The sequence below is a fragment of the Micromonospora sagamiensis genome (genome assembly GCF_014680085.1).
Lineage (GTDB): Bacteria > Actinomycetota > Actinomycetes > Mycobacteriales > Micromonosporaceae > Micromonospora > Micromonospora inyonensis.
The window spans coordinates 6,588,127-6,611,693 of sequence record NZ_AP023438.1; the positions used below are offsets into that span (position 1 = coordinate 6,588,127).

Annotated in this window: 15 protein-coding genes; 11 read left to right on the forward strand and 4 right to left on the reverse strand. The window is 73.5% G+C overall.

The window, feature by feature from the left end; genetic code table 11:
* The first annotated feature begins 21 nt into the window (after positions 1 to 21).
* From IGA62_RS28285 to IGA62_RS28320, 8 genes are all read left to right on the forward strand, one after another.
* Positions 22 to 843 (forward strand): methyltransferase domain-containing protein, encoded by an 822-nt coding sequence (locus IGA62_RS28285; protein ID WP_145817724.1) that lies wholly within the window; start codon positions 22 to 24, stop codon positions 841 to 843.
* Positions 840 to 4,748 carry a non-ribosomal peptide synthetase gene (locus IGA62_RS28290; RefSeq protein ID WP_186499831.1) on the forward strand — a complete coding sequence of 1,303 codons (3,909 nt, stop codon included), beginning with the start codon at positions 840 to 842 and terminating at the stop codon, positions 4,746 to 4,748. Before IGA62_RS28285 ends, IGA62_RS28290 begins: the two co-directional genes overlap by 4 nt.
* A gap of 57 nt (positions 4,749 to 4,805) precedes the next feature.
* The gene (gene dpgA, locus IGA62_RS28295; protein ID WP_222433313.1) at positions 4,806 to 5,945 is read left to right on the forward strand and encodes a 3,5-dihydroxyphenylacetyl-CoA synthase DpgA; all 1,140 of its coding nucleotides are present in this window, start codon (positions 4,806 to 4,808) and stop codon (positions 5,943 to 5,945) included.
* 47 nt (positions 5,946 to 5,992) lie between these two features.
* Positions 5,993 to 6,661: an enoyl-CoA-hydratase DpgB gene (dpgB, locus tag IGA62_RS28300; protein WP_145817719.1), complete on the forward strand. Its 669-nt coding sequence runs from the start codon at positions 5,993 to 5,995 to the stop codon at positions 6,659 to 6,661.
* The gene (gene dpgC, locus IGA62_RS28305; RefSeq protein ID WP_198501140.1) at positions 6,642 to 7,967 is read left to right on the forward strand and encodes a (3,5-dihydroxyphenyl)acetyl-CoA 1,2-dioxygenase DpgC; all 1,326 of its coding nucleotides are present in this window, start codon (positions 6,642 to 6,644) and stop codon (positions 7,965 to 7,967) included. Before dpgB ends, dpgC begins: the two co-directional genes overlap by 20 nt.
* A gap of 25 nt (positions 7,968 to 7,992) precedes the next feature.
* A complete protein-coding gene (gene dpgD, locus IGA62_RS28310) occupies positions 7,993 to 8,805 on the forward strand; it encodes an enoyl-CoA-hydratase DpgD (RefSeq protein WP_222433312.1) in 813 nt (270 codons plus the stop codon).
* A gap of 80 nt (positions 8,806 to 8,885) precedes the next feature.
* Positions 8,886 to 9,536: a PadR family transcriptional regulator gene (locus tag IGA62_RS28315; protein WP_145817717.1), complete on the forward strand. Its 651-nt coding sequence runs from the start codon at positions 8,886 to 8,888 to the stop codon at positions 9,534 to 9,536.
* Positions 9,533 to 10,804: an MFS transporter gene (locus IGA62_RS28320; protein ID WP_145817715.1), complete on the forward strand. Its 1,272-nt coding sequence runs from the start codon at positions 9,533 to 9,535 to the stop codon at positions 10,802 to 10,804. Before IGA62_RS28315 ends, IGA62_RS28320 begins: the two co-directional genes overlap by 4 nt.
* 3 nt (positions 10,805 to 10,807) lie before the next feature.
* On the opposite strand, the gene IGA62_RS28325 is transcribed toward IGA62_RS28320, so the two are convergent.
* Positions 10,808 to 11,071, reverse strand: a complete 264-nt coding sequence (locus IGA62_RS28325; RefSeq protein ID WP_145817712.1) for a LuxR C-terminal-related transcriptional regulator — start codon at positions 11,069 to 11,071, stop codon at positions 10,808 to 10,810.
* Positions 11,072 to 11,310: 239 nt separating this feature from the next.
* Here IGA62_RS28325 and IGA62_RS28330 point away from each other — a divergent pair, with 239 nt between their 5' ends.
* Entirely contained in the window at positions 11,311 to 14,175 is a 2,865-nt protein-coding gene (locus IGA62_RS28330) for an AfsR/SARP family transcriptional regulator (RefSeq protein WP_145817710.1), read from the forward strand.
* A 244-nt stretch (positions 14,176 to 14,419) separates the two neighbouring features.
* A complete protein-coding gene (locus IGA62_RS28335) occupies positions 14,420 to 15,349 on the forward strand; it encodes a diacylglycerol/lipid kinase family protein (protein WP_145817708.1) in 930 nt (309 codons plus the stop codon).
* A 120-nt stretch (positions 15,350 to 15,469) separates the two neighbouring features.
* Here IGA62_RS28335 and IGA62_RS28340 read toward each other — a convergent pair whose 3' ends face one another.
* The 3 genes from IGA62_RS28340 to IGA62_RS28350 all read right to left on the reverse strand — a co-directional run bounded on the left by IGA62_RS28340 (position 15,470) and on the right by IGA62_RS28350 (position 20,948).
* Positions 15,470 to 16,414, reverse strand: a complete 945-nt coding sequence (locus IGA62_RS28340) for an FAD-dependent oxidoreductase (protein ID WP_145817706.1) — start codon at positions 16,412 to 16,414, stop codon at positions 15,470 to 15,472.
* A 174-nt stretch (positions 16,415 to 16,588) separates the two neighbouring features.
* Positions 16,589 to 18,922 (reverse strand): glycoside hydrolase family 95 protein, encoded by a 2,334-nt coding sequence (locus IGA62_RS28345; protein ID WP_145817704.1) that lies wholly within the window; start codon positions 18,920 to 18,922, stop codon positions 16,589 to 16,591.
* The gene (locus tag IGA62_RS28350) at positions 18,915 to 20,948 is read right to left on the reverse strand and encodes a beta-galactosidase (RefSeq protein WP_145817702.1); all 2,034 of its coding nucleotides are present in this window, start codon (positions 20,946 to 20,948) and stop codon (positions 18,915 to 18,917) included. The genes IGA62_RS28345 and IGA62_RS28350 overlap by 8 nt, the downstream gene beginning before the upstream one ends.
* 157 nt (positions 20,949 to 21,105) lie before the next feature.
* Here IGA62_RS28350 and IGA62_RS28355 point away from each other — a divergent pair, with 157 nt between their 5' ends.
* Positions 21,106 to 23,454: a TIM-barrel domain-containing protein gene (locus IGA62_RS28355; RefSeq protein WP_145817700.1), complete on the forward strand. Its 2,349-nt coding sequence runs from the start codon at positions 21,106 to 21,108 to the stop codon at positions 23,452 to 23,454.
* Positions 23,455 to 23,567 lie beyond the last annotated feature (113 nt).

The following is a 23,567-nucleotide window of genomic DNA, read 5'->3' on the forward strand; positions in this document are numbered from 1 at the left end:
CCACAAGCGGAAGGAACACCCGTGACGCTGCCCCCGGCCCTGCTCAAGGGCGACGAACTGTTCGAGCACGACGCCAGTGCTCCCTACGACGCCTCCCGTGACCTCTCCAAGTACCTGCTGATGCACTACGGCAGCCTCCAGGACCTGTTCAACCGTGGCCAGCATCCGCTGGCGATGGCGCACGGCTACTGTCAGCGCCTCTCCGACCTGCTGCGCTCGTGCGCGGAGCGGACCGGGACGACGGTGACGCGGGCCCTCGACATCGGGTGCAGCGTGGGCGGCGTGACGCACGCGCTCAGCGGCTGGGTGCGCGACGAGGTGGTCGGCGTGGACGTCAGCCAGCGCTCGATCGAGATCGCCCAGACGTTGACCGAACACGGCGGCGGGACCTTCTGCGTCATCGAGCAGGGACCCTTCTACCGCGAGGTCGCGTTCCGGGTCGCCGAGCCCGGCCGGCGCGCCGGGCTGACCTTCGAGGTCGGCGACGCGAACGCGCTGCGGGCCCGTGAGGAGGCGTTCGACGCGGTCGTCCTCTCCAACGTCCTGGACCGGGTGGAGCAGCCGGCCGCCTGCCTGGAGCAGTTCTCCGCCTCGGCGGACATCCTCCGCAGTGGTGGCCTGATGATGGTCGCCTGCCCCTGGTCGTGGTACCCCGAGTACAGCGCCCCGAGCGAGTGGCTGGGCTCGGCGGCGACCGCCACGCCGAGCGAGGAGGCCCTCAAGGCCCTGCTGCGGGACGGTTTCGAGCTCATCGACGAGGTCGACGAACCCGGTGTGCTGCGGCAGAACCCCCGCGAGTACGACTGGTTCGAGTCACACGTCACCGTCTGGCGCAAGCGGTGACCGCATCCCCGACCACGGTGGACGGAACGGTGCTCCCGCTGTCGTACGCCCAGCGCCGGCTCTGGTTCCTGTACAAACTGGACGGCCCCTCGGCGACGTACAACGTTCCGCTGATCAACCGCTTCAGCGATCGGGTCGATCCGGACGCGCTGCGGGCGGCGGTGGCCGACGTGGTCGCCCGGCACGAGGTGCTGCGGACGCTCTACGTCGAGATCGACGGCGAGCCGGCGCAGCGGGTCCTGTCCCCGTCCGAGGCGCGGATCGACATCGCGCACGAGACGGTGTCCGCCCACGAGGTGGACGCGCGGGTGGCCCAGGTCTGCGCGCGCACGTTCGACCTGTCCACGGAACTTCCGCTGGCGGTACGGCTGTTCACCGTCGCCGAGGACGACTGTGTGCTGGTGCTGGTCCTGCACCACATCGCGGCCGACGGCGCGTCGATGGGGCCGCTGGGCCGGGATCTGTCGCAGGCGTACGCCGCCCGAGTGGCCGGCACGGCCCCGGGGTGGGAGCCGCTGCCGGTGCAGTACGGCGACTACACGCTCTGGCAGCGGGAACTGCTCGGGACCGACGACGACCCGGCCAGCGAGCTCAACCGGCAGTTGGACTTCTGGCGGGGCAACCTGCGAGGGCTGCCGGAGGAGCTGACGCTGCCGACGGACTTCCCCCGCCCGGCCCGCTCGTCCCACCGTGGGGGCACGGTCGAGTTCACCGTCGAGGCGGAGACCCACCGGCGGCTGCGGGACCTGGCCCAGGCGGAACAGGTGACCGTGTACATGGTCGTCCAGGCGGCCATCGCCACCCTGCTCACCCGCCTCGGCGCCGGCACCGACGTCCCGCTGGGGACCGTGGTGTCCGGCCGGTCGGACGAGGCCCTGGACGACCTGGTCGGATTCTTCGTCAACTCGCTGGTGCTGCGCACCGACACCTCCGGTGACCCGACCTTCGTCGAGCTGCTGCACCGGGTCCGGGCGCTGGACCTGGCCGCCTTCGACCACCAGGACCTGCCGTTCGAGCGCCTCATCGAGGAGCTTCAGCCGACCCGCTCCCTGGCCCGGCACCCGCTGTTCCAGGTCTTCTTCATGCTGGCCAGCGGCGGCACCGAGGACGTGCCGCTGCTCGGGTTGGCCGGGGCGCCGCAACGGTCCGCCCACGACGTGGCCAAGTTCGACCTCTCCTTCGTCCTCGCCGAGCAGCGGGACGCGGCCGGGGAACCGGCGGGGATCAAGGGCCTCGTCGAGTACGCCGAGGACCTGTTCCACCGGGACTCGGCGCAGGCCGTCGTCGCACAGCTGGTCCGCGTGCTGGCAACGGTGGCGGCCTCGCCGGGACAGCCGATCAGTGAGATCGACCTGCTGGACGAGGCCACCCGGAACCGGCTGCTCGACACCGCCAACTCCACCGCCCGTCCGCTGCCGGACGGTTCGATCCTGGACCTGATCGCCGCGCAGGTCGCGCGGCGGCCGGAGGCGGTCGCGGTGATCGCCGGGGACCGGGAGCTGACCTACCGGGAACTCGACGAGCGGGCCGACCGGCTGGCCGGCATCCTCCGGCGGTGCGGGGTGGGCCCGGAGCGGTTCGTCGCCCTTCCCCTGGCCCGGTCGGAGCAGCTGCTCGTGGCGATCCTGGCGGTCTGGAAGGCCGGTGGGGCGTACCTGCCGATCGACACCGACCACCCGGCGGAGCGGATCTCCTTCATGCTCGACGACGCCCGGCCGGTGCTGCTGCTGACCGACCGGGAGTCCGCGGACGCGCTGCCCGACGTCGACGGGTGTCCCCGGATCGTGCTGGACGAGGCAGCCGCGACCGGGCTCCTGCCGCAGGCGGCCGACGCCGTCCGCCCTGCGGTGGCACCCGGCAACGCCGCCTACGTGATCTACACGTCCGGGTCGACGGGACGCCCCAAGGGGGTCGTCGCGACCCACGCCAACCTGGTCAACTACCAGATCGCCATCGCCGATTTCCTGTGCCTGACCGAAGCGGACCGGCTCGCCGCGATCACCACGGCGGCGTTCGACATGTCGATCCTCGACCTGTTCGCCCCGCTGGTCGCCGGGGCCACGGTGGTGCTGGTCCGCCGGGAGGTGGTGCCGGACCCGGCCGCGCTGGCGGAGGTGGTCCGCAGCCGGGGCGTCACCGTCATGCAGACCACGCCGAGCCTCTGGCAGGTGCTCCTGACGACCACGCCGGACGCCATGCGGGGCCTCATGTTGATCACCGGGGGCGAGGCCCTGTCCCGCCAGCTCGCCGACCGGATGCGCGCCGTCGGACGCCGGGTGATCAACGGATACGGCCCGACCGAGACGACCGTCAGCTGCACGGACGCGGTGATCGACGACCGGCCCGGAGGGCCGTCGATCGGACATGCCGTCGCCAACACCCGGGCGTACGTCCTCGACGAGCGCCTCCGCCCGGTGCCCGAGGGCACGGCCGGTGACCTGTACATCGGTGGCGCCGGCGTGACCCGCGGCTACCTGGGACGGCCGGGGTTGACCGCCAGCCGGTTCGTCGCCGACCCGTACGGCGAGCCCGGCGCGCGGATGTACCACACCGGAGACCTGGTCCGGTGGGCGCGCGACGGGCACCTGGAGTACCTGGGCCGCACCGACGACCAGGTGAAGATCCGCGGTTTCCGGATCGAGTTGGGCGAGATCGTCGCGGCGCTCGACGCGCACCCGGACGTGGCCGCCTCGGTGGTCACCGTCCACACCGGCGGCAACGGTGACCGTTCCCTGGTCGGCTACCTCGCCCGACGGCCCGGAACGGAACCGGACCTCGACGAGGTCCGGGCGCACCTGGCCACCCGGCTGCCCGACTACATGGTGCCTCCGTCGTTGGTCGTGCTGGACGCGCTGCCGCTGAACGCCAACGGCAAGGTGGACCGGGCGGCGCTGCCGGAGCCGCGGAAGCCCACGGGCGGGAGGCCGCCGGCCACGCCGCGTCAGCAGGTCCTCGCCGACCTGTTCGCCGAGGTGCTGGGGGTGACCAACCCGGGGGTCGACGAGAGCTTCTTCGACCTGGGTGGCCACTCGCTGCTCACGCCCCGCCTGGTGAACCGGATCAGGGCGGTGCTCGGCGTCGACGTCGGCGTCCGGACGGTGTTCGCCGCGCCGACCGTGGCGCAACTCGACCGCCTCCTCGACCAGGAGCAGCCGACCGGGCTGGAACCGGTGCTGACCTACCGCCGTTCGGGCGAGCGGACCCCGGTGTTCGTGCTGCCGCCCGCGAACGGGCTCGGCTGGGGCTACTCGGCCCTGCCCCGGCACGTCCCGTCGGGCCACCCGATCCACGCCCTCCAGGATCCCCGGCTGGCCGGTGGGCCGGTGGAACCCCGGTCCGTGGCCGACCTGGCCGCCGAGTACCGCGACCAGATCACCGCGATCCAGCCCACCGGTCCCCACCTGCTCGCCGGCTGGTCGTTCGGGGGCACCCTGGCGCACCAGGTGGCGGTGGCGCTGCGGGCCGGTGGCGCGGAGGTGGCACTGCTCGTCCTGCTCGACGCCCGCCCGGGTGGCGACGGCCCGTACGAGGCGACCGAGGAGGAGGCCCGCTACGTCGCCCTGGACGGGGTGACCACCGACGCGGGTCCGGCCCGGCGGGAGCAGCTCGTCGCGGCGCAGAGCCCGCTGGCCTCGCTGGACGACCCGACGCTGGACCGGCTGGTCGCGGTGACCGCGGCGAACGTGCGGGCGATGTCCGTCCACTCGCCGGGCCACTTCGACGGTCCGACCCTCGGATTCGTCGCGACCCGGCACAACAAGGACTCCGACCTGCTCTGGCAGCCGTTCCTCGGCGGGCCGGCGGAGTTCCACGACGTGGACTGCGGCCACCTCGACATCGTCAAGGCGACCGCCATGTCCCGGATCGGCCCGATGATCGCGGAAAGGATGCACGACGTTGACTGAGCGAACGGTCAAGAGGTTGACCAGGAGCCGCAAACGGATGTGGGGTTGGACCTACCGATGATGACAGTCACCGCACCGTTGCCCCACCCGGGGCTGATGCGCACCACACCGCCGCCAGCGCTCGAATCGACGGCCATGCCCCGGATCCTGGCCGTCGGCACGGCGACCCCGGAGACGGCCTACAGCCAGCGGGAACTCGTCGAGATCCTCGGCATCCAGGACCCGAGGATCGCCGGCATCTACCTCAACAGCGCCATCGAGCGGCGGTTCCTGACCCTCCCCCAGCCGGACGGCAGCGGTGTCCCCCCTCGGGAGGACACCGGTCAGCTGCTGGCCAAGCACAAGACGCAGGGCATCGCGATGGGCACCCGCGCGGTGCAGGAGTGCCTCAAGCAGGCCGGGGCGGACCTCTCCGACGTCCGCTACCTGTGCTGCGTCACCTCCACCGGCTTCCTCACCCCGGGGTTCAGCGCCCTGCTGATCCGGGAGCTCGGGCTCGACCGGCACACCAGCCGCGCCGACATCGTCGGCATGGGCTGCAACGCCGGCCTGAACAGCCTCAACGTGGTGTCGGGCTGGGCCCGCGCGCACCCCGGCGAGCTGGCGCTGATGGTCTGCATCGAGGCGTGCTCGGCCGCGTACGTGTTCGACGGCACCATGCGGACCACGGTGGTGAACAGCCTCTTCGGTGACGGCTCGGCGGCCATCGCGATGGTCGCCGGGACCGAGCCGGACGCGGCGACCGACCAGCCTCCGACGCCGCGCGTCATCGACTTCACCAGCTGCATCATCCCCGAGGCGGTGGACGCGATGCGCTACGACTGGGACAGTTCGCAGCGGGCGTTCAGCTTCTTCCTCGACCCCGACATCCCGTACGTCGTGGGGGCCCACGCCCGGATGACCGTGGACCGGCTGCTGGGTCGTGCCGGCCTGCGCCAGTCCGACATCGCGCACTGGCTCGTGCACTCCGGTGGCAAGAAGGTCATCGACGCCGTCGGCGTGAACCTCGGCCTGACCCGTTACGACCTGCGGCACACCACCGGTGTCCTGCGCGACTACGGCAACCTGTCGAGCGGGTCGTTCCTCTTCTCCTACGAACGTCTGCTCCAGGAGGGCACCGTCCGCCCCGGCGAGTACGGCGTCCTCATGACGATGGGGCCCGGTTCCACCATCGAGACCGCCCTGGTCCGCTGGTGACCCGCCCGGCGTCCCCTCCGCCCCTGCCACCCCACACGGGAGAAGACATGCAGCTCCAGCACTCCATCGACGGCAGCCAGCCGCTCGGTCCGGCGACCGTCGCGGCGCTCGACGCCTTCATCGACACGGTCGAGGACGCCCCTGCCGGTGCGGTGGCGCTCCTCGAACTCACCGGCGTCCCGACCGACACCGAGCGGCCGCCGCTGGCCGTGGTGAACCGGTGGGAGCGGGTCCTGCGACGTCTGGAACGGGTCAGCACCACGACGGTCGCCGTGGTGCGCGGCGACTGCGGCGGCATCGCCGTCGAGGCTCTGCTCGTGACCGACCTGCGGATCGCCGCCGCCGACGCCCGCCTGCACCTGCCGGTCACCACCGGCGGCGTCTGGCCGGGCATGGGCCTCTACCGGCTGGCGAACCAGGTCGGCTACGCCCGCCTGCGGCGCGCGGTGCTCCGCCCCGACCCGATCCCCGCCGACCGGGCGGTCACCCTGGACATGGTGGACGAGGTCGTCGACGACGTCGCGAACGCCGTCGCGGACACGGTCGCCGCGCTCACCGCCACCGTGGGACCGGACGTCGCCGTACGCCGTCAGTTGATGCTCGATGCGACGACCACCCCGTTCGAGGAGGCGCTCGGCCGTCACCTCGCCGCCTGCGACCGGCTTCTGCGCCGCACCACCACCGAGGACGTGCGCGATGTCGCAGCTCTCGTCTGAGCCGATGGCGGTGCTGCCCGCCGCCCGCGAGGTCAGCGCCGCTGCGGCACGGGTCGAGGACCTGGTCGCCACCCTGCCCGGAGCGGCGGAGCGCTCGCCGGAGCAGCGGACGGCCGTCACCGAGGCCCGCCGCCACGCCCGTGATCTCGCCGACGCGTTCCTGCGCTCGCACGTCGACCGCCTCTACGACGAGGTGACCGCGGACCGTTCCCGGTTCCTGCGGCTCGACGAGATCTGCGCCGCCGTCGCCGAGGCGGTGCCCGGTCTCGTGCCCACCCGGGCCCAGGTCGACGCGGAGCTGCGGCTGCCGGCGGTGGAGAAGGAGGGCCTGGACATCGACCAGAGCATCCTGGTCAGCCACCTGCTCCGGTCGGACACCGCCGGCCCGCACCTGCTGGAGGCGATGCGCCGGCCCACCGCGCGGGCGCTGTCCCTGCTGCCGGAGTTCGCGCGCACCGGCGTGATGACGCTGGACGCGGTGCGGATCGAGGTCCGCGACGGCGCGGCCCACCTGACCATGCAGCGGGACGACTGTCTCAACGCCGAGGACAACGCGCAGGTCGAGGACATGGAGACCGCCGTCGACCTGGCCCTGCTCGCGCCGTCGGTGCGGGTGGGCGTGCTGCGCGGCGGGGTGATGACCCATCCCCGGTACGCCGGGCGCCGGGTGTTCAGCGCGGGCATCAACCTGCGCTGCCTGCAGGCCGGGCAGATCTCCTACGTGGACTTCCTGCTCCGGCGGGAGCTGGGCTACATCGCCAAGATCGTCCACGGGTTGACCGGTGAGCGGGACCGGGCCTGGGACGGCGACGTGGTGCAGAAGCCGTGGATCGCGGCGGTGGACTCCTTCGCCATCGGCGGCGGCGCGCAGCTCGTGCTGGCCTGCGACCGGGTGGTGGCCGAACGGGACGCCTTCTTCAGCCTGCCGGCCGCCCAGGAGGGGATCGTGCCGGGGGTGGGGAACCTGCGCCTCGGGCGGGTCGCCAACGGCCGGCTGTCCCGGCAGGTGATCCTCGCCGGGCGGCGGGTGTCGGCGAGCGAGCCGGACGGGAAGCTGTTCTTCGACGAGGTCGTCGGGGCCGAGGAGATGGACGCGGCGGTCGCGGCCGAGGTGGCCCGGATGGACGCCCCGGCGGTGGTGGCGAACCGGCGGATGCTCAACCTCGCCGAGGAGCCGCAGGAGTGGTTCCGGGCGTACCTCGCGGAGTTCGCCGTCCAGCAGGCCCGGCGGCTCTACAGCGAGGACGTCATGCACAAGGTCACCCGGTTCGCCGCGGCCCCCCGGGCGGCGGCGGTGACGGGCTGACGTGTCGGAGAAGGAGCGCGCGACGGTGGCACAGGACGGCGGCGACGAGCCCCGGGTCCGGTACGAGAAGCGGGGCCGGGTCGCGTACGTGACCATGAACCGGCCACACGTGCTCAACGCCATGGACCTGCGGATGCACGAGGAGCTCGGTCGGGTCTGGGACGATTTCGAGGCCGACGACGAGCTGTGGGTGGCCGTGCTGACCGGCGCCGGGACGCGCGCCTTCTCCACCGGGCAGGACCTGAAGGAGCGGGCCCATCGGGACCGCTCCGGTGCCGGCCCCACCACGTTCGGCAGTCGGGGGCAGCCCGGCTGGCCCCGACTGACCGAGCGGTTCGAGCTGTCCAAGCCGGTCGTCGCGCGGGTGCGCGGCTACGCCCTGGGCGGTGGCTTCGAGCTGGCGCTGGCCTGTGACGTCGTCGTGGCCGCCGAGGACGCGGTGTTCGCGTTGCCGGAGGCCCGGCTCGGCCTGGTTCCCGGCGCGGGCGGGGTGTTCCGGCTGGCCCGGCAGCTGCCGCTGAAGACGGCGATGGGTCACCTGCTGACCGGTCGCCGGCTCGACGCGCGACGGGCGTGGCAGCTCGGGCTGGTCAACGAGGTGGTGCCCGCCGACGATCTCGACGACTGCGTGGCGGGCTGGGTCGACGACCTGCTGCGGAGCGCTCCCCTGGCGGTACGCGCGATCAAGCAGGCGGCGATGCGGTCGGTGGACATGCCGCTGGAGCGGGCCTTCACCGAGCCGTACGAGTGGGAACAGCTCCGGTCGGCCAGCGAGGACGCGGTGGAGGGGCCGCGGGCGTTCGCGGAGAAGCGTGATCCGGTCTGGCGGGGGCGGTGAGTCTTCCTCCCCGGGGTACCGCTAACGAGCTATCGCGATATATCGTTAGCGGTACGTCCACACCCGACGGAGGTCGACCGATGCCCGAGCACCCTTCGCACCACGTCCACGTGGGACCGGGCGGGGACCCGGACCACCTGCCCGCGTTCCCGCCGCTGCCGCCGAAGCCGGTGCCGCCGCCTCCACCGGCCCCGCCACCGCCGCCGGCCGCCCCGGTCCCGCCGGGCGGGCGGTCGGGCCGGATGCGCCGGGGCGACGTCCGGGCGGCCCTGCTGGCCCTGCTCGACGAGCAGCCCCGCAACGGCTACCAGCTCATCCAGGCCGTCGCGGAACGCAGCGGCGGCCGGTGGCGGCCCAGCCCCGGTGCCGTCTACCCGGCACTGTCCCAATTGGAGGAGGAGGGCCTGGTGGCCGTCACCGGCACCGGCTCGGACCGCCGCTGCCACCTCACCGAGGCCGGCCGGGCCTTCGTCGCCGCCCACCGGGACCGCGTCCACGAGCCGTGGCGCGCGGCGGCCCGGCTGCTGCCCGAGCGGGTGGCCGACGTACGCCACGCCCTCGACGGACTGACCTCGGCGGTCGCCCAGGTCGGTTCCACCGGCACCGACGACCAGCTGACCCGGGCCGTCCGGGTGCTGGACACGGCCCGACGTGACCTGTACCGGATCCTCGCCGACGACCACGCCCCCGACGCCGGAACCCGTCCCGACCCGACAGGAGACCCGCGATGAGTGTCCACCCCGGCATGTCGGGCGCGCTCGACGAGGCGGTGGCCGCGGAGCGTCCGTTGCGTCGCAACCGCGACTTCCAGCTGCTGTGGAGCGGCTCGGCCTTCGCCTTCCTCGGTCGGGAGATCACCGACCTCGTCTACCCCCTGATGGTCCTGGCCATCACCGGCTCCCCCGGTTGGGCGGGCGCTTTCGGCGGCGTGCAGCTGTTCATGGCCCTGCTGGTCGGGATCCCCGCCGGCAGCGTCGCCGACACCTACGACCGGCGGAAGCTGCTCATCGTGATGGAGACCGCTCGGGCGACCGCCTCGGCGAGCGTCCTGGCGGCGGTCCTCCTCGACGCCGTCACCCTGCCGCACCTGCTGGGGGTGGCCGTCGTCGTCGGTACGGTGGGGCCGCTCGGCGGATCGGCGCGGATGCTCCTGGTCCGGGCGGTCGTGCCACCCCGGCAGCTCACCGCCGCGCTGACCCAGGAGGAGGTGCGCACCCACGCGGCGGCCCTCGGCGGACCACCGCTGGGCGGCCTGCTCTACAGCGTCGCCACCCTGCTGCCCTTCGTCGCGACCGCGGTGTCGTTCACGGTGTCGTTGATCTGCGCCGTCTTCGTCCGGGTGCCCCGGCGCGACGACACCCCGGCCGCACCGGTCGAGGAGGGCGGGACGGTCCGCCGGGCCCTCACCGGACTCGTCCTGCTCTGGCGGGTGCCGACCCTGCGGCACAGCACGCTCTTCGCCATGGCGCTGAACATGGTCACCGCGCCGCTCTTCCTCATCGTGCTGGTGATGCTGGACCGCGCCGGGACCTCCCCCACCATGATCGGATTGACCTCGGCCGGGTTGGCGGTCGGCGGGCTCGCCGGCACCCTGCTGGTCCGCCCGCTGCACCGCGCGTTCTCCCCGGGCACGCTGATGCTGGTTCTCGGCGGAACGGCGGTGGCGTTCATCAGTGCGCTGGCCCTGCCCTGGGGAGCCTGGTGGCTGGCGTCCGCGCTGTTCCTGCTGGGCCTCGGCGGGCCGTCGATGCGGGTGCTCGTCGACATCCTGATCTTCCGGCAGGTGCCCGACGAGCAGCGCGGCCGGACGTTCACCGCGTTCATGACGGTGCTCGGGGCCGGGGCGTCGCTCGGTCTCTTCGCCTCCGGCCAGCTGCTGGAGCGGCTCCCGGCCGCGTACGCGATCCTCACCCTGGCCGGCGTCCTGGCGCTCGCCGTCGGATGGGCCTTCACCGACCGGCGCATCCGCGAGGCCCGGTGGCCGGAGGAGTCCCGGTAGCGGTCAGCGCCGACGGACCGACACGAGTCCGAGCTGGGCGGCGGCGACGCCGAGGCCGAACCGGCCCTGCACCCCCAACTGCTCGCCGATCAGGGCCACCCGGCGACGGACCGTGCGCGGGCTCACGTTCAGCCGCACCGCCGTCGCCTCGTCGGTATGGCCCGCGGCCAGTTGACGCAGGATGTCCCGGTCCAGCTTGCTGACCTCGAGGGTGGGCAGGGAATCGCCAGCGGGCGGGGCGGTGGCGAGTCCGTCGTGGACGGGCATGGGTCGTTCCTCCTGACATCACAGTGGACCGGCGCGTCGGGGCCGGCGCGCACAGTGTCGCAAGGCCGGTCTTCCCAAACGCTTCCCGCCCGCTTCCATCGAACCTCACGAACGCCGGCTGGAAGCGGTCCCCACTGCGCGGCTACCCGACACGTAGGGCGGGGACGCCGTCGCGAGGAGTATCGTCGCGGAAACTCCAACGTGGGGGGTGTGTCGTGGAAGTTCGCATACTGGGGCCGGTGGAGGTGTGGCACGCCGGCGCCCCGGTGCGGCTCGCCCGGCGTCAGCAGCGTCTGATCCTCGGCATCCTCGCGCTCCGCGCCAACGAACTGGTCTCGGCCAGTCAGCTGATCGACCTGCTCTGGGGCGACTCGCCGCCCCGCCAGGCGCGGGCCGTCGTGCAGACCCGGGTCAGCGAGCTGCGTGCCGTCCTCAACGGACCCGTCGACGCGGCGGTGCGCCTGCGCACCCGTAGCAGCGGTTACCTGCTGGAGTCCGCGCCCGAGGCGATCGACGCGCAGCACTTCCTCACCCTGGTCCGGGCCTCCCGCGCCGAACGGGACGGCACGACCGCCATCGGGACCCTGCGGCGGGCGCTGGACCTGTGGCGCGGGCCGGTGCTGGGCGGGGACGTGCCCAACGCCCTCTGCGCGACCCTCTGCCAGGGGCTGGAGTCCGCGCGCCTGACCGCCACCGAGGAACTGTTCGACCTGGAACTGGGGCTCGGAAACCAGCAGCGGATCGTGGACGAACTCCTTGCGACCGCCCGGGTCAATCCCGCCCGGGAGCGGCTCGTCGGCCAGCTCATGCTCGCCCTGACCCGGGTCGGCCGCAGCGCGGAGGCACTCAGCTACTACGACGAGTGGCGCCGCTGGCTGGCCGACGAGTTCGGGGTCGACCCGCAGCCGGACGTCCAGCGGCTGCACCTGTCCATCCTGCGCGAGGGTGAGGGCGAGCCGGTCGAGCCTCCGGACGAGGTCCTGCCGGCAGGCGTCGCCGACCAGTCGGGGGTGGCCTTCCGTGGCGGCGTACCCCGGCTGCTGCCGCCGGACGTGAGCGATTTCACCGGGCGTACGGCCGAGATCGACCGGATCCGCCGGTTGCTCACCGCGCCGACCCGCACCGGGGTGGCGGTGGTGGCCGTGATCGGCCCCGGCGGGGTGGGCAAGACGGCCCTGTCGGTGCACGTCGCGCACACCCTCCAGGCGGACTTCCCGGACGGGCAGATGTACGCCAACCTGCGCGGGCCCGACCACCGCACACCGATCGACCCGTCCGAGGTGCTCGGCCGCTTCCTGCGGGCGCTCGGCGTCGACGGCGCGGCGGTGCCGGAGACCATCGAGGAGCGGGCCGAACTCTACCGCGACCTGCTCGCCGAGCGCCGGGTGCTGGTGGTGCTCGACAACGCGGCCTCCGACGACCAGATCGCCCCGCTCGTGCCGGCCGGACGCCGGTGCGCGGTCATCATCAACGGTCGTACCCACCTCGGCTCGACCTTCGGCGCACCCGCGCTACGGCTGGAGATCTTCGAACCGGGGCAGGCGGTGGAGCTGCTGGGGCACGTAGCCGGCACCGCCCGGCTGCGGGCCGAGCCGGAGGCCGCGGCCGAGCTATGCCGCCAGTGCGGATTCCTCCCGCTGGCACTGCGCGTGCTCGGTGCCCGGCTCGCGGCCAAGCCGCACTGGAGCGTGGCGAAGCTGAGCGGGATGCTGCGCGACGAGAGCGGACGGCTCGACCAGTTCAGCTACCACGAGCTGGACGTGCGGGCGAGCCTGGCGATCAGCTACGCCGGGCTCTCCCCGGCCGCGCAGCGGCTGCTGCGCCTGACCGGTCACGTCGACCTGGCCTACACCGACTCCTGGATCGCGGCGGCACTGCTGGACGTCAGCGCCACGCGGGGCGAGACGCTGCTGGAGGAGCTGTTCGACGGACAACTGGTGGACGTCGCCGAGGCCGATCCGGCGAGCGGCTCCCGGTTCCGCCTGCACCACCTCGTACGCCTCTTCGCGCGCGAGCGGGCCGACGCCGAGGACGACCGCCGCGAGCTGGCGGCGGCGCGCACCCGGGTGTTCGGCGCGTGGCTGTCCATGGCGGACGGCGCCTACCGGGCGATACACGGTGGGCCGTACCAGACGGTCCGCGTCTCCGTCGAGCGGTACGCGGTCGACGACGCCCAGCGGATCCGTCCCGCCGAGGAACCGGTCACCTGGTTCGAGGGGGAACGGGCCGCGCTGGCCGTCGTCGCCCGGCGGGCCGCCGAGGAGGGACACGCGGCGGCGTGCTGGGAACTGGTCAACATCACCTCGCCGCTGTTCCAGATGCGGCGCTACTTCACCGAGTGGCACGACCTGCTCGTCCTGGCGCTCGACGCGGCGCGTACGGCCGGCGACCGGCTCGGCGAGGCGACGATGCTCTACCGCCTCGCCATGCACAGCACCGACCGCCGCGAGTTCAGCCGGGCGGAGGAGTACATCGCCCGGTCGCTGGAGATCTTCGCCACCACGGGCAGCCTGCACGGACGTGCGCTCGTGAATGCCTTTGCCGCGTCGTTGAGCCGTATCAAGGGTCACGAACGGGAGGCGCTCGTCCGGTACAAGGAGGTACTACCGGAATTGGTCGATGCGCGGGACTGGAGTTCCGCCGCGCTCGCACTCCGAGGTATCGGACAAATACATCTGAATCAGCAGGATCATTCGACGGCCGACCACTATTTCGGCCAGGCCCTGGACATGTGCCGACTTGGTGGATCGACAAGGCTGGAAGCGCAGGTGCTGTTCTGGCAGGGAATGCTCCGGGTACGCCAGGAGCGGTTCACCGAAGCCGAACCGCTGTTCTCCCGGGTACTGTCGGCTAGCCGACAACTCGGCGACCTCACCGGCGAAGGACAGGCCCTGCACGGGCTCAGCCTCTGCTACCAGGGCCTTGGCCAGGCAGAACGCGCCCGCGCCACCCTGCACACCGCCCTCGTGCTCTGCCGGCAGCCGCGCCCGACGCTGCTGGAGGGCACCATCCGGCGCGCTCTCGAGGAGCTGGAATCGGCGACCGGTGGCCGGAACCGGTCAACAGTTCACAGTGGTGCAGACACTCTTCCTCGCGTGGACTAACGTCGATGACGTCAGAACGCGAAAGGAAGTCACGATGCAGGTATTCACGGCGCAGGCCACCTCCTACCGCAACGATTGGGAGTGGCACTGAGTCGGTGCGCGAGACGCCGCGACGGTCGGACACCGGAACCAGATCTCGGTCTTACCGATTCATGATTCCGGTGGTTCCGCCAGCCCTCGGCCCCGGACGACCGTGCGGCACCGACCACGTCGATTAGGCGGGCGGGCGATAGGGTCGGTTCCCATGCGGAGCAAGCAGGAACTGGGTGAGGCCATCCGGCGGGACCGCCGCGCCGTACTGGTCGTCAACGCCCGGTCCCGGCGGGGTCGCCGCCGCTACGACCACACGCGGTCGCGACTGCGGGCGGCCGGTTTCGACCTGCTCGGCACGTATCCGGTCGACCGCCCCGGCCAGCTCGAGGAGGCCCTCACCACCGCCGCCGCCCTGGCACCGGACCTGCTCGTGGCCGGCGGCGGGGACGGCACGCTCAGCGCCGCCGCGCGGCTGCTCGCCCACCGGGACATGGCCCTCGGCCTGCTGCCGCTCGGCACCACCAACAACTTCGCCCGGACGGTCGGCGTACCACTCGACCTCGACGGCGCCGTCACGGTCCTCACCGACGGCAAGGTCATCGACGTCGACCTCGGCCTGGCCGGGGACGTGCCGTTCGCCAACCACGTCGGGATCGGACTCTCCGCCGACATCATGCTCCGCACCCCGCCCCGGTTGAAGCGGATCACCGGCCGACTGGCGTACCCGCTGACCGCGTTGGCGTTGCTCGCCCGGCACCGACCGATGCGGACCACCGTCCGGGCCGCCGGGGTGGACCACGAGTTCGTCACCCACCAGCTGTACGTGGCCAACGGCGGGTTCCACGCCGGGCGGCGGATCACCGCCGACGCCGACGCCGACGACCGGCTGCTGGTCGCGTACCCGGTGGGCGGGCCGACCCGGCGTGGCCTGCTGCGCGACACCGCGCGCAACGCGGCCACCGGGCATCGCCGCACGCTCGGCGACGAGCCGTTCCTCGCGGTCCGTGAACTGTGGCTGGAGACCGACCGCCCGGCGCGGGTCGAGGTCGACGGGGAACTGTACGGCCGGACCCCGATCCGGCTCGGTCTGGCCGCCAACGCGCTGCGGGTGATGGCCCCCGCCGACAGCCCGGACCGCTGACCCCGTCGACGGCTCCGGCCCGGCACCACACCCGCGCCACGCCCGACGGCTCCTTCATCTCCAACGGACACCGGACCCTGCCGGTACGCCTCTTCCCGGGCTGAGGACGCCCGTGCCGCTCTACCGTCCGGCGTGCACCAGCGCGCAGACCTCGTCGGCGCTGCCCCAGGACAGGGTCATCCCCGCCCCAGCGTGGCCGTAGGCGTGCACCAGCAGTCCCCCGGCACGGCGTTCCGCCTCGACCCGGGGGCCACCCTGGCGGGCCGGACGCAGACCGACCCGTTCCCCGACGACCGGCGCGGCGGCGAGTTCGGGTACCAGTGCCACCGCCCGGCCGAGGATTCCGGCCCGCACCTCCGGGTCGGGCTCCAGATCGGCCCGGCCGGACTCGTAGGTGCCGCCGAGCACCACGTCCCGGCTGCGCGGATGCACGTAGGTGGTGCCGTCCGGGTTCTCCTCGTCGCGGAACGACACGTCCAGGCCGGGGTTGGCGACCAGCACGACCTGGCCGCGCGCCGGAAACACCGTCGGGTCGCCGCAGAGCGCGCCAGCGGCCAGGCCCGTGGCGTTGACCACGACCGGCGCCTCGGCGAAGAGGTCGTCGAGCCGTTCCACCCGCCGCCGCACCACCTGGCCGCCGCCGCCGACCACCCGGTCCCGCAGCCAGTCGAGGTACGTGGCCATCTCCGCCAACGGCGCCACGAAACGCAGCTCACGGTGATACGGCGCGGGCGCGCCGACCGCCTGCACCTCGCCGGCCGCCACCGCCCACCAGGGCAGTTCGTCGGCGGCCTGACGCTGGAACATCCGGGTACGACGCAGGAGCACACCGGGCACCCCGTCGGCGGCCTGCCGGCGGAACTCCTGGTAGGTGGTGGTCGCCCAGGCCAGCACGCGCGGATCGGGATCGGTGTGGGTGGGATACCAGACCGCCGCCGCGACCGTCGAGACCAGCTGCTCCGGCGCGTGGGCGGTGAGTACGGTGACCCGCGCGCCCCGCTCCTGCAACCGGACGGCCGTGGTCAACCCGATGATGCCGCCGCCGACGACGATGACGTCCGTCACGATGTGCCTCCCTCTTTCCACCCGGCATCGTGCCCTGCCGTCGGGCACGGTCGCCACCCGCCGGCGACGGTCGACACCCGTGCCGGTCCATGCTGGTCGCTCCGACCGCCGCACCGCAGCCTTCGGTCCGGGATCCGACGAAGCGGTGACCCGGTGCGTGGCGGCGTACCCGGGTCAGTGCGGGAAGGTCAGGGTGGTCGGGATGTGCGCACGCACGTGTACGCGCGGTGGGCCGGGGACGCCGGGTGGGAGGGTCAGCACGAGCGTGCGGTCGTGGGCGGCGGTCACGGTGGCCGAGGTGAGCCGCCCCGCCCGCCAGGTCAGGTCGACCAGCACCGGGCCCCGGGCGCGCAGCCCACGAACCGCCCCGTCGGGCCAGTCCGGTGGCAGTGCGGGCAACAGTCGCAGGCGACCGTTGTGGCTCTGCACCAGCAGTTCGGCGATGGCGGCGGTGACGCCGAGGGTGCCGTCGATCTGGAAGGTCGCCGGCGGTTGCAGGTTGAGCAGGTTCGGGGCGGTGTGGTGGGTGAACAGCTCGCGCAGGCCCTCGGCGGCGGCGGCGCCGTCACCGAGCCGGGCCCACAGGCCGATCGTCCAGGCCCGGCTCCAGCCGGTGCTGCCGCCGCCGGCGTCCAGTCGGGCGCGCAGGGAGCGGCGGGCCGCCGCCGCCCACACCGGGGTGTCGACCGGGTCCACGGCGGTCCCGGGGTAGAGACCGTAGAGGTGGGACAGGTGCCGGTGTCCGGGATCGGCCTCGGGCACCGGTGCGGACCACTCGCACAGCCGCCCGTCCGGGGCCACCAGCGGTGCGGGCAGCCGCTCCCGGACGGCGCGCACGCGCCGGATCAGGTCGTCGTCGGCGTGGCCGGCGCGGTCGGCGGCGGCGAGAGTGGCGCGGAACAGGTCGCGCAGCAGCCAGACGTCCATGGTGGCCATCACGTCGAGCGAGACCTCCCGGCCGGAGGGGTCCCGGTAGGTGTTCTCCGGCGAGGTCGACGGAGCGCTCACCAGCCGGCCGGTCCGGTCCGGGACGAGGTAGTCGAGAAAGAACGCGGCCAGACCGCGCAGCAGTGGCCAGGCCCGGCGGGCCAGGACGTCGTCGTCCCCGGCGAACGCGGCGTGGTCGACCAGGTGCCGGGTGAGCCACACCCCGCCCATCGGCCACATCGCCCACATCGGGTCGTCCCGGCCCTCCCCCACCGGCCAGCTCGTCCGCCACAGGTCGACGTTGTGGTGGGCGGTCCAGCCGGCGCAGTCGTAGAGCGACCGGGCGGTACGCGTCCCGGAGACGGCCAGCTCGTCGAGCATGTCCAGCAGGGGCTGATGACACTCGGGGAGGTTGGTCGTCTCCGCCGCCCAGTAGGTCATCTGCACGTTGATGTTGGTGGTGTGGTTGCTGCTCCAGGCCGGTTGCACGTCCTCGCACCAGACGCCCTGGAGGGTGGCCGGCTGGCTGCCCGGTCGCGACGCGGCGATGAGCAGGTAACGGCCGTAGGCGAAGAGCGTCGCGGCCAGGCCCGGATCGGGTTGCCCGGCCCGGACCCGGGCGAGGCGGTCGTCGGTGGGCACGGCGTCCAGGGCCGGGTCGCCCGGCAGGTCGAGCTGGACCCGGCCGAAGAGCGCCCGGTGGTCGGCCTCGTGCCGGGCGGCGAGGCGGTACGGGCCGACGGCGGCGGCCGCGTCCAGGGTCGCGCGGACCGCGTCGAGCAGCCGTCGCCGGTCGTCGTGCGGCACCCGGTCCCAGCCCCGGTACGCCGTCTCCGCCGCCACCAGCAGCGTCGCCTCCCGGGTGCCGGTGATCCGCAGCGAGCCGCCGTCCGCGGTCACCGTGCCCGCCCCGGCCAGCACCCGCACCGCGTACCCGAAGCACATGCCCTCGCCCGGCCGGTAGACCACCGGTTCGCTGCGGTCCGGGTGCGGCGGGGGGACGTGGGCGGGGACGCGCCCCCCGGCGGCGAGGGTCACCGGGTCGGGGTGGAGGGTCCAGCCCTCGGCGTGCGGGTGGCGCAGGCCGACGGTGACGTCGAACGGGTCGTCGCCACGCAGCCGGAGCACCAGGACGTCGTCCGGGGCGGAGCAGAACGCGGTGCGCACCGGACCCGCGCCGGTGCGCGCGGTGGCCACCGCCCGGGTCAGGTCCAGCTCCCGCCGGCAGTCCCCGTCGGCCGGGGCGGCCAGGTCGACCAGCAGGTCGCCGAGGGGCTGGTACGCCTGGCTGTTCGGGCCCTGCAACCGATGCGAGGCGGTGCCGGCGGCGGCCGGATCGCCCTCGTCGAGCAGGAGGCGGCGGACCTCGGCGAGGGTGGCGGGGCCGTCGGGTACGCCGTGCGAGCGGGGTCCACCGGACCAGAGGGTGTCGACGTTGAGCGCGATCCGGTCCCGCGTGCGGCCGGCGTGCACCATCGCGCCGAGCCGGCCGTTACCGAGCGGCAACGCGTCCATCCAACTCGTGGCGGGACGGTGGAAGCGGATCCGGGGGCCCGGTCGGGCCGCGGTCGGGTCAGGCACCGGTGTGCTCCCGGACCACCGCGACGCCTCCGGCGGGCAGGACCAGCGCCTCCTGCACCACCGCGCCGGTGAGCAGATCGGTCCCGGCGGTCGGCACGCGCTGGGGCTCGTCGGTGTGGTTGAGCAGGAAGAGCCAGCTCGCCCGTGGACCCCGGCGGCGGACCGCCTCGACGCCGGGCGGTGCGTCCGGGCAGGTCGGCGCGGCACCGGCGGCCCGGGCCGCGTCGCCGAGCAGCCGCTGGTAGGTGGGCCCGTCGGGCCGGGTGGAGACGTACCAGGCGAGGCCCTCGCCGTACCGGTGGCGGGTGACGGCCGGTTGCCCGGCGAGCACCCCGGCGGCGTACGCGTCGACCGGTTCCGCCCCGGCGAGCCGGACGGTCTCGGACCAGATCCGTCCGGTGCCGCCGCCGGTCAGCGGGATCTCCTCGCCGTCGGCGAGCGGGTGGAACTCCTCCACCCGGACGCCGAGCACGTCGCGGTACGCGCCGGGGTAGCCGCCGAGCCGGATCCGGGCGTACTCGTCGGCGACCCCGCTGAGGTAGCCGACCACCACGTGCCCGCCGCCCCGGACGTAGTCGCGGACCCAGGCGGCGGTGGTCTCGGCGGCGAGGTAGAGGGCGGGCAGGACGAGCAGGGCGTACCCGGTCAGCGGGTCGCCGGGGAGCACCGGGTCGCAGCCGTATCCGGCCCGCCAGAGAGCCCGGTGCGCGGCCGCCACCTCGGCGTGGTGGTCGAGTCCGTCCGACGGCAGGGCACGCTGCTGCAACGCCCAGCCGCTGGCCGCGTCCCAGGCGATCGCCACCGGGGCCTCGACGGTGCCGGCGTCGACCTCGGCGATCCGGTCCAGCATCCCGCCGAGTTCGACGGCCTCCCGGAAGATCCGGCTCTCCGGTCCGGCGTGCGGCACCAGGGCGGAGTGGAAGAGTTCCGCGCCGCCACGCGGTGCGCGCCACTGGAAGAACATCGCCCCCCGGGAACCCCGGGCCACGTAGGCCAGGCTGTGCCGGGTCATCCGGCCGGGCTCCCGGGTGTGCATCCGACCGGGGGTGTAGATCAGGTTGGGGGCGCTCTCCATCAGCAGCCAGGAGCCACGGGCCCCGGGCAGGTCCGCGTCGGTGGCGCGGGCGTGGTGCCGGGCGCCGTGCCGGGCCCAGCCGCGGGCCAGGTCGGCGGCGAGCGCGATCTGCTCCTCGGCGGCGGGGCCGGCGGCGGAGGGGTAGTGGTCGATCGCGACCAGGTCGACCTCGGCTGCCCAGCGGGCGTGGTCGACCGGCACCCAGTCGCCGAGCACGTAGTTGGTGGTGACGGGCACCGCCGGGGTCGCCGCGCGGAGCAGGTCCCGCTGCTCGGCGTACGCGGCGAGCAGTTCGTCGGACCAGTAGCGACGGAAGTCGAGCACCTGGCCCGGGTTGGGTAGGTACCGGGTGGCCCGGGGGGTGCTCACCTGCGCCCAGTCGGAGTAGTGCTGGCTCCAGAAACTGGTGGTCCAGGCGTCGTTGAGCGCGTCGAGATCGCCGTAGCGGTGCCGCAGCCAGCGTTGGAAGCCGACCTCGGCGTGGCGGCAGTGGCAGGTGGTGCCGTACTCGTTGTGCACGTGCCAGAGGGCGAGCGCCGGATGGTCGGCGTACCGCTCGGCGAGCAGGCCGGTGATCCGGCGGGCGGCGGCGCGGTAGGCCGGCGCGGCGGCGCAGTAGGTGTCCCGGCTGCCGTGGTGCAGCCGGATCCCGTCGGCGGTGACCGGCAGCGCGTCCGGGTGGGCCAGGGAGAACCAGGGCGGGGGTGACGCGGTGGGGGTGGCCAGGGCAACCCGGATGCCACCGGCGTGCAGCAGGTCGAGCACCCGGTCGAGCCAGTCGAAGGTGTACCGGCCGGGGGCGGGTTCGAGGCGGGACCAGGCGAAGACGCCGACGGTGACCAGGGTGACCCGGGCCGCCCGCATCAGCTCGACGTCCTGCTTCCAGACCTCTGTCGGCCACTGCTCCGGGTTGTAGTCGCCGCCGTAGCAGAGCCGACCGTCCACCACCATGCACACTCCCGCAACTTTTGTTTAGCCTCCAGCTAAATTATGACCGCCGAACACCCATGTCAACGCCATCACGCCTACGACAAGCGCCGCATCTCGTTGACACTTTGTTGGACATCCAAAGAAACTAGAGGGGTTGCCGACCCCCGAGGAGACGTCCATGCCGTACCGTCCGCCGCTGGTTCCGTTCGAGACCTTCGTGGCCGACCCGCCCGACCTGCCGGTCCGCCGCGCCGGTGACGACGGCCCCGCCGTGGTCAACCGGGCCGAGCTGGTGGAGACCGACGACCACGGGGTGACCCTGAAGAGCGGCACCTCCGACGGCGGCTCCCTGGTCGTCCGGATCGAGTCCGCGGGCGACGGGGCGATCCGCGTCCGTCTCGCTGCGGACCCCGAGGCCCGCAGCCGCTCCGCGCGGATCCTGCCGCTGGTCACCCCCGAGCCCCGGCCCGCCCGGGTGACCGCCGACGCCGGCACCGTCCGGGTCGACGCCGGGGCGATCGTCGCCGAGATCCACCTCGACCCCTGGCACCTGCGCTTCCTCGCCCCCGACGGCCGGGTGCTGCTCGACCAGGACGGCGGCACCCTGGACATCTCCGGCCGGCGGCGCACGCTGCCGTTCGGCCGCTCCGGCTCGGACGGTCGGCCGGTGGCGTACCACGAGAGCTTCGTGGCCCCCGGCGACGAGCGCTTCGTCGGCTTCGGGGAGAAGTTCACCCCGCTGGACAAGCGGGGGCAGCGCGCGCTCATGTGGAACTTCGACGCCTTCGGCAGCGAGTCGGACCGGTCCCACAAGTGTGTGCCGTTCTACCTGTCCAACCGGGGCTACGGGGTACTGGTCGACAGCGGCCTGCCGGTGGAGTTCGACGTCTGCCAGTCCACCCACAGCAGCGTCCAGATCCTCGTCCCGGACGACGTGCTCGACTACTACGTCCTGGCCGGGCCGACGCCGACCGAGGTCCTCGACCGGTTCGACCGGCTCACCGGGCGGCCGTACCTGCCGCCGAAGTGGGCGTTCGGGGCCTGGATCTCGTCCGGTTTCTACCCGGACAGCCAGGAGCGGGTGCTGGAGCGGGCACGCCGGATCCGCGAGCGGGGCATCCCCTGCGACGTGCTGCACCTGGACTGCTACTGGCAGGTCGACGGCCGATGGTCGGACCTCCAGTGGGACACCGACCAGTTCCCCGACCCGGCCGGCATGATGGCCACCCTCGCCGAGCAGGGCTTCCGGGTCTGCCTCTGGATCAACCCGTACGTCTCCGCCGACAGCCCCCTCTACCCGGAGGCGGCCGGGGCCGGCTACTTCCTGGCCCGTCCCGACGGGGGCACCTACGTGGCCGACGTCTGGCACGGCAGCCACGCGGCCAGCGCGATCGTCGACTTCACCAACCCGGAGGCGACCGACTGGTTCACCGGGCTGCTGCGTCCGCTGCTGGAGCAGGGCGCGGCGGTGTTCAAGACCGACTTCGCCGAGGGGGTACCGGCCGACGCGGTCGCCGCCAACGGGATGACCGGCGTGGAACTGCACAACGTGTACGCGTTGCTGTTCAACGACGCGGTCTCCACCGTGACCCGGGAGGTGGCCGGGCACGACACCGTCTGGGCCCGCTCGTCCTACCTCGGCGGCCAGCGGCACGCCGCCCAGTGGAGCGGCGACGTCAACGCCACCTGGCCGGCGCTGGCCAGCACGCTGCGCGGCGGCCTGTCGCACGGGCTCTCCGGAATCCCGTTCTGGAGCCACGACACCGGCGGCTTCCACGGCACCCCGGAACCCGACCTGTACGTGCGCTGGACCCAGTTCGGGGCGTTCTCGCCCCTGGTCCGGCTGCACGGCACCACCAGCCGGCTGCCCTGGGACTTCCCGGCCGAGACCGAGCGGGACGCCGTGGCGGCGCTGCGGCTGCGCTACCGGTTCCTGCCGTACCTCTACTCGGCCGCGACCGAGGCGGCCCGCACCGGCGCGCCGATGATGCGGGCCCTGCTGGTGGACACCCCGGACGACCCGACCGCGTGGACCCGCGACCTGGAGTACCGGCTCGGCCGGGACCTGCTGGTCGCCCCGATGCTCGACCCGACCGGCCGGCGCACCGTCTACCTGCCGGACGGCGACCGGTGGGTCGACGCGCACACCGGCGAGGTCCACCCCGGCGGGCGGCACCTCCGCGTCGACGTGCCGCTGGAGCGGACCCCGCTGTTCGTCCGGCACGGCGCGCTGGTGCCGGTCGCGCCCCCGGCCGACCGGATCGCCGACGGCCCGTTCACCGACGTCACGCTGGTCAGCTGGGGTGGCGTGGACAGCCGCACGGTGGTGCACGACGTCGACGGCGACACGGTCGTCGAGGCGGTCCGCGACGGCGACACCCTGCGGGTCACCACCGACGGGCCGCTGCGGGTCACCGGGCTGGCCCTCGCCCCGGTGGCCGGAGCCGACGCACCAGCCCGGGTGCTGCTCAACGGCACCGAGATGCCGGCGACGCCCCTCGACGGACTCTTCGACCCGGCCAGCTGAACCCGCGAACGGCGCCCCGACCGGAACCGATCGGGGCGCCGGAGCGCACGGGTAGGGACGCTCCTCGGTGAGGCCGGGGACCACCGGGCGGCCGGGCTCCGGTGCCGGCGCAC